The following is an 11394-nucleotide window of genomic DNA, read 5'->3' on the forward strand; positions in this document are numbered from 1 at the left end:
ATGTATCAAGAATTAACACAAGATAACTTAGAACAACTTGTTGCCGATAATACAACAGTGGTTGTGCAATATGCAGCAACTTGGTGTGGAAACTGTAGAATAATGAAGCCTAAATTTAAAAAATTAGCTTCTGAAAATACCCATGCAGTATTTGTAATTGCAGATGCCGAAAAATTTCCAAATTCAAGAAAGTTAGCCAATGTTGATAATTTACCAACTTTTGCAACTTTTACAAATGGAACTTTTGTAAATCAAGTGCAAACAAATAAGTTTGATGTATTAAAAAATTTAGTAGATGAAGTTACCAATAATTAAACATTTAATAAGTTTTATTGAAGAAAACGATGAAGATTATATTGTAGAAACTATAGAGACGTTAGAAGCGTTGACAGAAGTTTCTTCTTTAAAAGATGAAGAATTAGATGTTATAGGTGAGTTAATTTCTAATTTATATGGCGCTCTTGAAGTTGATAAAATGGTAAAAGAAGGAACACCAAAAAAAGAAGCTTTAAATACTTTTATGAAACGTGTTTTAGGTTCTATTGATACTTAATAAAGAAATTACTACTAACTAAAAATTAAAAAATCCCGATTTATTCGGGATTTTTTGTTTGTGTCAATTATATTTATAAAAAAATAAAACTTATGAATAATTATCTAGTAAAGAGCTCCATTCAATTAAAAAAAACTGAAACTAAAGAGGTTATTGACAAAGCTAAAAAAGAACTTAAAAAAATAAGAAAAGAAATTAGCAAGCTACAAGATACCATGTATGCAGAGGGTAAACACGCAGTTTTAATATGTTTACAGGGTATGGATACTTCTGGAAAAGATAGTTTAATACGCGAAGTTTTTAAAGACGTAAATGCTAGAGGTGTAGTAGTTCATAGTTTTAAAGTACCTACTGAAAGAGAACTAAAACATGATTATTTATGGCGTCATTACATTGCTTTACCCGAACGTGGTAAAATAGGTGTTTTTAATAGAACACATTACGAAAATGTATTGGTTACTCGTGTACATCCAGAATATATTCTTGGAGAAAAGATTCCTTCTGTAAAAAGAATAACGGATTTAGAGGACAGTTTTTATCATAAAAGAATGGAAGAAATCAACAACTTTGAAGAGCATGTGGCAGCTAATGGTACAATCATTTTAAAATTCTTTTTAAACTTATCTAAAGAAGAACAAAAAAATAGACTTTTAAGAAGGTTGCGTTTAAAAGAAAAAAACTGGAAATTTTCTCCAGGAGATTTAAAGGAACGCAAATTATGGGATAAATACCAGTTTTGTTATGAAGAATTATTGAACAAAACTTCAAAAAAGCATGCGCCATGGTATGTGATACCTGCAGATGATAAGCCTACAGCAAGACTGCTAGTTGCTCAAATTATTTTAAATACCTTAAAGCAACATAATTTTAAAGAACCTGAATTACCAGCAAAATATAAAGTTGAAATTGAAAACTATAAAAAAGAACTTGAGTTAGAGTAGTTTAAGCTTTTTAATTTTGATGTTAGTAATGTTTGTTTATTACTATGAATGATTTTATAATTTATTTCTTTCTATAGAATTGTTTTTTATTTAAATTTTAACAAAAACAACTTCATTTAAGTCAAAATCGTAAATTACAAATTGTATCTTTACACTTCAATTTTTATAAAAAACTATGGAATTAAAATTAAAAAAGCCAATCATTTTTTTCGATTTAGAAACAACAGGAGTCAATATAGCAACAGATAGAATTGTAGAAATATCTATTTTAAAAGTGTTCCCAAACGGAAACAAAGAAAGTAAAACTTGGCTAGTAAATCCTGTAATTGAAATCCCAAAAGAAGCTTCAGATATACATGGCATAACCAATGAACAAGTGTTAAATGAACCAACTTTTAACGAACTTGCACCTTTAGTTAATGAAATGATAAAAGGCTGTGATTTGGCAGGGTTTAATTCCAATCGTTTTGATATACCTTTATTGGCAGAAGAAATGATACGTGCCAATGTAGATTTTGATATGAAGGGAAGAGTAGCAATTGATGTACAAGTAATTTATCATAAAAAAGAAGAAAGAACACTAAGTGCTGCCTATAATTTTTATTGTGGTAAAAGTTTGAAAAATGCACATTCAGCTGAAGCAGATACCAATGCAACTTACGAAATTTTAAAAGCACAATTAGATAAATATTCAGATTTAAAAAATGATGTTAAATTTTTAAATGAATATTCAACATTTAATAAAAGAGCCGATTTTGCTGGTTTTATTATGTATAACGAAGATGAAAAAGAAATGTTTACCTTTGGAAAGTATAAAGGAAGAACTGTTGCTGAAGTTTTAAAAGAAAATCCAGGGTATTTTAGTTGGATTCAAAATGCAGATTTTCCATTATACACCAAAAAGGTTTTGGCAGAGTTAAAAGAAAATTTATTTCCAAAAAAGAAAGTAAATACCTTAGAAGATTTACAAAATAAATTTAATAAAAAAATATAAAATGTTTGTTGATTTTGAAAGTTTAAAAGATGATTCAAGGGTTTGGATTTATCAAGCTGATAGAGAATTTTCAACTAATGAAGTAGAAGAAATTAGTGAAAAAATTAAGAACTTTGTTGCCACTTGGCAACGACATGGTGAAGATTTAAAAGCTTCATTTCAAATAAAATATAACCAATTTATTGTTTTGGCTGTAGATGAAAGTTTTAACAATGTTTCAGGTTGCTCAATTGATGCTTCAGTAAATTTAATAAAACAACTTGAAAATACACTAAATATGGATTTAACTAACAAGTTAAACATTTCATTTAAAGATGGTAATAATATTAATGTAGTTAAATTAGCTGATTTTCAAAAATACGCCAAAGAACAAAAAATTACAGTAGATACGGTAGTTTTTAATAATATGGTAGCCACTAAATCTGAATTTGAAAATAATTGGGAAGTCACTGCAAATAATAGTTGGCACCAACGATTTTTAGTAAAATAATAAAAATCCACTTATAGAATGTTCAAAAGAATACTATTTATAGTAGTAGTTTGTAATGCTCTTTATTTGAATGCTCAAATTAAAGATCCATTAATTACTAAAGACACTTTAGCACAACAAAAGTGGGTAGATACTATGTTAAGTAGTATGACACTTGATGAAAAAATTGGTCAGTTATTTATGGTAGCTGCGTATTCTAATAAAGATAAAAATCATGAAAAATTTATAGCTAATTTAATAGAAAAGTACCATATAGGTTCATTGATTTTTTTTCAAGATGATCCCATAAAACAGGCTGAGTTAACAAATAAGTATCAAGCGTTGTCTAAAATTCCCTTACTTATAGGTATTGATGGGGAATGGGGATTAAATATGAGGTTAAAAGATACCTATCGTTTCCCTTGGAATATGACTTTAGGTGCAATAAATGAAAATTCGTTAATTACAGCCTTTGGAGTTCAAGTTGGTAAGCATTGCAAGCGGTTAGGAATTCATATGAATTTTGCTCCTGTTGTAGATGTAAATACGAATCCTGAAAATCCAATTATTGGTAATCGCTCATTTGGAGAAAATTATTTAAATGTAGCTAATAAATCGGTAGCTTTTACCAAAGGGCTTCAAAGCGAACATGTACTTGCTAGCGCAAAACATTTTCCAGGTCATGGTGATACGGCTACGGACTCACATCATACATTACCCACAGTTGATTTTGCAAAAGAACGGTTAGACTCTATTGAGTTAGTACCGTATAAAAAAACATTTGAAGCTGGTATTGCAGGAGTTATGGTAGCCCATTTAAGCATTCCAAGTTTAGAACCAACAACCAGTTTACCTTCTTCTTTATCAAAAAACATTGTTACAGGTTTGTTAAAAAATGAATTAGGTTTCCAAGGTTTAATTATTACCGATGCCTTAAATATGAAAGCTTCAGCTAATTTTGCATCTTCTGAAGAAATTAATCTAGCTGCAATATTAGCAGGAAATGATGTGTTAGATGTACCTTTAAATATTCCTGAAACAGTTATTAGATTTAAAGAAGCATTGCAAACAGGTGAATTAACAGAAGAACGTTTAGATTACTCTGTTAGAAAAATACTAAAAACAAAATATTGGGCAGGATTAAATAGCTACAAACCCATTGAAACACAGAATTTACTAGCAGATTTAAATTCTTTTGAAAATGAATTATTACATAGAAAATTAATCGAACATTCAATTACATTGCTAAAAAATAAGGAGGCTATTTTACCAATTAAAGAACTAGATAAAAAGAAAATTGCATATGTAAAATTAGGTGATGGAGAAAATGATAGTTTTATTTCCATGCTAAGGAATTATGACAATATTGATGTGATTTCAAGTGACAATTTAGATGAATTAATTTCAAAATTAAAATCATACAATTTGGTAATTATAGGTTACCATAAATCCAATACCAATCCTTGGAAAAATTATAAATTTAATAATAAAGAATTGGTTTGGTTATATGAAATTGCAAGAACCAATAAAGTAGTTTTAAATATTTTTGCAAGCCCATATAGTTTATTACAAATAAAAACCTTTGAAAATATTGAAGGATTAGTAGTTTCTTACCAAAATAGTGAACTCTCTCAAGAAATCTCGGCTCAAATAATTTTTGGAGCACTCGAAGCAAAGGGCAAATTACCAGTTTCTATAAATAATACATTTGCTGAAGGAGAAGGTTTAAAATCAACTTCTTTAAAACGTTTAGCTTATTCTATTCCTGAAGAAGTGGGTTTAAGTAGTAAAAAATTAAACAAAATTGATTCTATGGCCAACATTGTTATCAAAGACCAAATGGCTCCTGGATTACAAGTTTTAGTTGCTAGAAAAGGAAAAGTTGTTTATAGGAAAAGTTTTGGATATCACACCAATGAAAAAAAAGAAAAAGTTAAAAATTATGATATATATGATGTTGCTTCATTGACTAAAATTTTAGCAACATTGCCTTTAATTATGGAGTTAGAAGAACAACATGTTTTTCAACTAGAAACTAAGCTAGGTGAGTTATTACCAAGTTTAAAAAATTCTAATAAAGATACATTAACAGTTAAAGAAATTTTATCTCATACTGCCAGATTAAAAGCTTGGATTCCATTTTATAATAAAACTTTAGACAGTATAACCAAAAAGCCATCGGAAGAATATTATCAAAAGAAAATGTCGAGTAGATACAATATTAAAGTTGCTGACAAGCTGTATTTAAGGAATGATTATAAAGACTCTATAAATTTTATTGTTAAAACTGCAGAACAAAGAGAAAGAAATGGTTATAAATACAGTGACTTAACTTTTTTTATTTTTAAACAATATATTGAAGATTATTATAAAAAAGATTTAAATGCACTAACTCAAAATCACTTTTATAAACCATTAGGAGCTAATAGAACTACTTATTTACCTTTATCAACCTTGCCAAAAAGTAGCATTGTGCCTACTGAAATAGATGACTATTACCGTTATCAATTAGTGCATGGCTATGTTCACGATATGGGAGCAGCCATGCAAAATGGAATAGGAGGTCATGCAGGGCTGTTTTCAAATGCTAACGATGTTGCTAAAATTATGCAAATGTATTTGCAAAAAGGATATTATGGTGGAAAAAGATATTTTTTACCTAGTACAATGGATAAATTTAACCATCGTTATTTTGAAAAACAAGAAGTTAGAAGAGGTTTAGGGTTTGATAAACCTCAAATAAAAGAGAATGAAAAAGCAACTTGTGGTTGTGTTTCAGATAAAAGCTTTGGACACAGTGGCTTTACAGGAACTTATACTTGGGCTGATCCTGAAACGGAAATAGTGTATGTATTTCTATCCAATAGAGTTTACCCTACAATGGAAAATAAAAAATTAATTAAAAGTAATATAAGAACAGAAATTCAACAATATATTCAAGAAGCTATAATTAACGAACAATACTAGTTTTGGTAGTAATTAAACTCAAAACTATACTCATTGTAAAATAAATGAGTGCGTACCTAAAATTAAAAAAGTAATAAACTACAACCGCTTGAAGGCTATAAAAAAGTGGAAATAAAGTAGTAATTACTGCAAATCTAAATGTATGTGAAAATATAACTTCTTTTATGTTTTGCTTTAAATATTTCCATATAATCAATGGAAAAATACTATTAATTTTTGCAAGCAGGTGTAATGGATAAAACCAGTTAATATGATTGGTTTTTATTTTTTGAACCTTAGAAAGTAATTTGATATTTTTTATCATTTCATTTCCTTTTATAGGATTTAGGTAATCAATATTGTTATTTTCTAAAATTTTTATAGTTGTTTCATATTCCAAATCATTATTTACGTGCAATGTTAATTTTTTTAATTCATCAGAAGTAGATTTTAAGATATCATGATAATTTAAAGTCTTTTTATTGAAGTCAAAAAAACGGTTTGCTAAAATAGGTTTCCCATAATATATGGAAGTACTACAAGGAAAATTTAAATGAGAATCGTAATTAATTCCAACAGGTATAATCTGAATAGCTAATTCTGGATATTTTTTTAGTGCACCTTCAATAATTCTTGTGAATCCTTTTTTAAAAGGGAGCACTTTTCTTTGTAAATGATGTTCGCCTTCAGGAAAAATTTGAATGGCCTTTTTTTGCTGTAAGATTTCAATACATTGTTCAAAAACCTCAAAATTTTTCCCCATTTGATGTACGCCATCTCTAATTCGGTAAACAGGAATCATATTTAAACTCCTTAAAATTTTATTAGCTAAATTGTTTTTAAAAGCACTGGCTCTAGCTAAAAAATGAATATTTCTTGAAGTAGTTGTAGGTATTAATATGGCATCAATTAATGCGTTTTGATGATTTCCAATAAAAATGATGGCTCCTTTTTTAGGAATATTTTCTCTACCATGTACAGTTATTTTTTTTATTAGAAAAAACAAACCTGTTTTTACATAAATTCTCATTAAGTGATACCAAAAATGCTTCAAAATTTATGATTTTACTTTTTGTTTAGACCAATAACTTGCTAATAATAATCCTGAAAAGATATCCCAAATAGCCCAAAAAGCAACTAATAAAGCCATTCCTCCTAAGCCATGAAAAAAGCTAAAAATTAATAACAGTCCCAATCCAGAATTTTGAATACCTGTTTCAATAGCCAATGTTTTTTGATTTTTAAAGGAAAGTTTCATTGCTTTTGCAAAATAAAATCCTGTTAAAATTGCTAAAATATTATGTGCAATTACCAATAGTAAAACGTAATGTACATAATTAATAAAAATATCAAAATTGTCATAAAATGCAATAACAATAAAGAGCATAAAAATTATAAGTGAAATGGGTTTTAATATTTTGGCTAGTTTATTCGCTAAAACAGCTTTATGCCGTCTCACCCACATTCCAATTATAAGTGGGATTCCTAAAATAAGTGTAACTAATTTAACAAGCTGCCAAGGACTTAACTGAATGGTTTGTAAAATTTCGGCAGTAGGCGCATATAAATTACCCCAAAAGGAGAGGTTAAAAGGTGTCATAACCAGAGAAACTAACGTGGCAAATGCAGTTAAGCTAACAGATAAAGCAGCATTTCCTTTAGCCATTTGAGTCATAAAATTTGAAATATTTCCTCCCGGACAGGCCGCTACCATCATCATTCCTAAAGCTATACTTGGCATAGGATTTACCAATTTTATAAAAATAAATGTAACAAATGGAAGTAATAAAAATTGAGAAACAATTCCAGTTAATAATATTTTAGGATTGCTAAAAAGTCTTTTGAAGTCATTAGTTGTAATTCCCAAAGCAACGCCAAACATAATAATTGCTAAGGTAATATTTAAAACCCAGAGGCCTTCGGTATCAAAATTTATTTCGAGAGAATCTAAGTTTTCTTCCATATTAGTTTTTAAAGGCGTATTCAACAATATTAGCTCCCATTTTTAATGCTTTTTCACGAATTTCAAAAGAATCATTATGAATTTCTTCGTCTTCCCAACCATCACTTAAATCGGCTTCATAATCGTAAAAACAAACCAACCTTCCTTCATAAAATAAACCAAATCCTTGAGGCGGTTTATTGTCGTGCTCATGAATTTTAGGCACTCCATTTTCAAAATTAAATGTTTGATGAAAAATGGGGTGATTATAGGGTATTTCTTGAAATTCTAATGTAGGAAATATTTTTTTAATTTCAGTTCTTATAAATTTATCTAATCCATAATTGTCAGAAATATGTAAAAATCCACCAGCAATTAAGTAGTTTCTTAAATTTTTGGCATCCACTTCTGAAAAAATAACATTTCCATGACCTGTCATAAAAATTATGGGATAGTTAAATAAATCTAAGCTATTTATTTCAACAGTTTCTATGTTTTTTTTAATGGTAGTGTGAATGTTTTCATTGCAAAATTCAACTAAGTTAGGAAGTGCAGTTGGATTTGCATACCAATCGCCTCCACCATTATATTTTAAAATTGCAATTTGTTGTGCTTGTATTATAGTGATATTTAGTAAAAAAAGAATTAAGCTACAAATCCAAATTTTGCGTATTAAAAATTGCTTTTTATAAGGTTTGTTAGAAAGTAAAATCATTTAGTTATTCATTTACAAAAGCAACACTATGAGTGGCAACAACTCCTGCAGTTTCTGTTCTTAGTCGGCTTTTTCCCAAAGATACAGGAATAAATTTATGTTCCAAACTTTGAGTAATTTCTTTGGTTGAAAAATCTCCTTCAGGACCTATTAGTATGGTAGTTTTTGTTGAAGGGTTTAATACTAATTTTAATGATTTTTTTTGGGTTTCTTCACAGTGTGCAATAAACAAATCTCCTTCAAACTTTTGGGTAATAAAATTTTGAAAGTTCATGGGCTCATTCAATTTTGGAAAATGAAATTTAAGTGATTGTTTAGCAGCTGACTGAATAATTTTCTCCATTCGATCAAGCTTCAAGGTTTTTCTTTCGGAATGTTTACAAATAATGGGTGTAATTTCATCTATACCAATTTCTGTAGCTTTTTCTAAAAACCATTCAAAACGATCGTTTAATTTTGTAGGTGCAATAGCTATATGTAAGTAATAATTCCAAGGTTTTGGGTGATTTTCAATTTTTGAAATTTTAACCAAACATTTTTTGTCGTTTGCAACTAAAACTTTAGAACAAAATAATTGTCCTAATCCATTGGTAATATAAATTGCATCACCTTCTTTTTTTCTTAATACCCTAACTATATGCCTACTTTCTGTTTTATCAAAAGTAAATTGAGAAGTATTTTGAGTTATTTGAGAATTGTAGAATAATTGCATTTATAAGTTTTTTTTATAAGTACATCTTTTTTTATACGTAATAGGGTTGAAATTTTTCCATACCGCAGCTATAGCTTTGTTACTAGCTAATTCTGGAGTTCTAATACAATTTTCGATATTCATTTCTTCAAATGTTTTTTGATACTCATTGAAAATCAACGCATGAATTCCTTTATTTTGATAAGATGGATGTACTCCAATTAAATAAAAGATAACATCTTTACTTTCTTTTTTAGCTTTTAATAAATGAAATATTCCAAATGGAAATAATGTACCATTTGCCTTTTGTAATGCTTTTGAAAACGAAGGCATTGTAATTGCAAATGCTATCATGTTATGGTCTTTATCAACTACAAATTTTATATATTCTGGATTGATAAATGAAATGTATTTCTTTTTAAAATATTCAATTTCAATGGTTGAAATAGGAACAAATGAAGGTAGAGCAGCATAGGTAATGTTAAATAATTCAAACATTTTATCCACATAAGGCATTAAATCCTTAGTTTTTGTAAAATTAAGAGAGGTAAGCTGATACCTTTTTTTTAAAATAGTACTAATTTTTTCGATAGGCTCTTTAACCACATTTTTAAAAGGAAATTTATTTTCTAAATATTCTTTTTCAACGTTAAAGCCTAATTTTTTAAAGTGATCTTTGTAATAAGGGTAATTGTACCAAGTAATCATAGTTCCAATATGATCAAACCCCTCTGTAAGAACACCTACTTTATCTAAATTTGAAAAACCAACAGGACCTTCCATAAATTCTAGTTGATGTTGAATACCAATTTCTTCAATTTTTTTTAAAAGCATTTTAGAAACTTCAAGATCATCAATAAAATCAAACCATCCAAAACGCATTTTTTTTATGTTTTGTTCATTCAATTCTGTATAATTAATGATAGCGGCTATACGTCCAACAATTTCATTATTTTTTAGTGCAATAAAAAAACGAGCTTTTGCATGTTTAAAAACGGGATTGATGTTTTTATCAAAAGAGTCAAGCTCCTCTTTAATAATTGGAGGTACCCAAAAAGGATTGTTTTTATAAAGTTTAAAAGGAAATTTTACAAATAATTTTAATTCCTTTTTTGAAGTTAGTTCTTTAATGGTAATCATAAGTTGTAGGTCAGTTAATTGCGCTTTTTACTAAATAATCTTCCAAAGAAACCTTTTCTTTTAGAACGTTTTTTAGATGGTTGTTTAGGTTGGTTTTTGTATATAAATGAATCTTGATGCCTATCTAAACGCCAAGAAAAACCAGCGGTTAAATATAAATAAGAATAATTGTCAAAAAAATTGGTTCTAGCCGAGGCATCAATTTGTAAGTTAGGAGATAAAAGATAGGCGATTCCTGTTCCGAACTGTTGTTCAGGAGCAAGTTCTTCATAAATATTTCCTTGGTTTTCAATAAAATAAGACCATCTTTCATTAATGGCGTAAGTCATAGTTACAATATATGAATAGTACTGCTCTTCAGTACTTATTTTATCAGCTATTAAATTGGTAAGTAGTACTAAACGGTCAGTAAAATCGTTTTGTAATAATATAGCTCCTTTAAAACTTATACCTTCATCACTTTTATAATCTTTGCCTATAAAATTAGTATTTACACCAGCATAAACACCTACAGAAGGAATCAATCTTTTTTTATCAAAAGCCATTTTCCTTTTCCAGCTTCTAATTTCTTTGGACTTGTCTTTATAATTTTGTTGGTAAATTAAGTACTTACCACCAATAGTAATTTTGCTAATTCCATTAGTTTTAAAATTAGATTCAAATTCATGATTAAATTCATCTTTTTGATAAGCGATATGGGCATTAAACTCTAGCTTTTCAGAAAATCGAGCATATCTTAAAAACAATTCACCTCCAAATGATTTTGTATTGGCTAATGGCGCTTTATGGTTGCTGTCTTTAAAAAATAAACCACTTTCTACTTGATATACACCAGTACCTATCCCATAAGGACTTTCAGAAAAACCAGGTCTTTTAGAGTTGATAATTTCCGTGTATTGGGCTTTAGAAATTTGAAAAATGTGAAAGAAAACAAAAAGTAGAAAAACTCTTTTCATAGTTAGGTTGTTTAATGTGTCAAATATAAGATTTTATATAATTAAAC

Annotated in this window: 12 protein-coding genes; 6 read left to right on the top strand and 6 right to left on the bottom strand. The window is 28.3% G+C overall.

Features of this window, described 5'->3' with window-relative positions:
* The 6 genes from Q0714_RS07595 to Q0714_RS07620 all read left to right on the top strand — a co-directional run bounded on the left by Q0714_RS07595 (position 1) and on the right by Q0714_RS07620 (position 5924).
* Positions 1-315: a co-chaperone YbbN gene (locus tag Q0714_RS07595; protein WP_298263955.1), complete on the top strand. Its 315-nt coding sequence runs from the start codon at positions 1-3 to the stop codon at positions 313-315.
* Positions 296-553 (top strand): hypothetical protein, encoded by a 258-nt coding sequence (locus tag Q0714_RS07600; protein WP_298263956.1) that lies wholly within the window; start codon positions 296-298, stop codon positions 551-553. Before Q0714_RS07595 ends, Q0714_RS07600 begins: the two co-directional genes overlap by 20 nt.
* A gap of 92 nt (positions 554-645) precedes the next feature.
* A complete protein-coding gene (locus Q0714_RS07605) occupies positions 646-1494 on the top strand; it encodes a PPK2 family polyphosphate kinase (protein ID WP_298263958.1) in 849 nt (282 codons plus the stop codon).
* A 175-nt stretch (positions 1495-1669) separates the two neighbouring features.
* The gene (locus Q0714_RS07610; RefSeq protein ID WP_298263959.1) at positions 1670-2488 is read left to right on the top strand and encodes a 3'-5' exonuclease; all 819 of its coding nucleotides are present in this window, start codon (positions 1670-1672) and stop codon (positions 2486-2488) included.
* Position 2489: 1 nt separating this feature from the next.
* Entirely contained in the window at positions 2490-2978 is a 489-nt protein-coding gene (locus tag Q0714_RS07615; RefSeq protein ID WP_298263960.1) for an ABC transporter ATPase, read from the top strand.
* 18 nt (positions 2979-2996) lie between these two features.
* A complete protein-coding gene (locus Q0714_RS07620) occupies positions 2997-5924 on the top strand; it encodes a glycoside hydrolase family 3 N-terminal domain-containing protein (protein ID WP_298263962.1) in 2928 nt (975 codons plus the stop codon).
* Here Q0714_RS07620 and Q0714_RS07625 read toward each other — a convergent pair.
* Genes Q0714_RS07625 through Q0714_RS07650 form a run of 6 tightly spaced genes read right to left on the bottom strand, consistent with a single transcriptional unit; the run spans position 5908 to position 11347 of the window.
* A complete protein-coding gene (locus Q0714_RS07625) occupies positions 5908-6957 on the bottom strand; it encodes a 1-acyl-sn-glycerol-3-phosphate acyltransferase (RefSeq protein ID WP_298263963.1) in 1050 nt (349 codons plus the stop codon). The genes Q0714_RS07620 and Q0714_RS07625 overlap by 17 nt on opposite strands.
* 3 nt (positions 6958-6960) lie before the next feature.
* Complete coding sequence (locus Q0714_RS07630; RefSeq protein WP_298263965.1) at positions 6961-7866, bottom strand: bile acid:sodium symporter family protein; 906 nt, start codon at positions 7864-7866, stop codon at positions 6961-6963.
* Position 7867: 1 nt separating this feature from the next.
* A complete protein-coding gene (locus Q0714_RS07635; protein WP_298263967.1) occupies positions 7868-8560 on the bottom strand; it encodes a DUF4159 domain-containing protein in 693 nt (230 codons plus the stop codon).
* A gap of 4 nt (positions 8561-8564) precedes the next feature.
* Positions 8565-9272, bottom strand: a complete 708-nt coding sequence (locus Q0714_RS07640; RefSeq protein ID WP_298263969.1) for a 16S rRNA (uracil(1498)-N(3))-methyltransferase — start codon at positions 9270-9272, stop codon at positions 8565-8567.
* The gene (locus Q0714_RS07645) at positions 9273-10391 is read right to left on the bottom strand and encodes a GTP cyclohydrolase (protein WP_298263970.1); all 1119 of its coding nucleotides are present in this window, start codon (positions 10389-10391) and stop codon (positions 9273-9275) included. It abuts the gene before it with no gap.
* A gap of 14 nt (positions 10392-10405) precedes the next feature.
* Positions 10406-11347 carry a transporter gene (locus Q0714_RS07650; RefSeq protein WP_298263971.1) on the bottom strand — a complete coding sequence of 314 codons (942 nt, stop codon included), beginning with the start codon at positions 11345-11347 and terminating at the stop codon, positions 10406-10408.
* Between the last annotated feature and the right edge of the window lie 47 nt (positions 11348-11394).

Source organism: uncultured Lutibacter sp. (genome assembly GCF_947493565.1).
GTDB lineage: Bacteria > Bacteroidota > Bacteroidia > Flavobacteriales > Flavobacteriaceae > Lutibacter > Lutibacter aestuarii.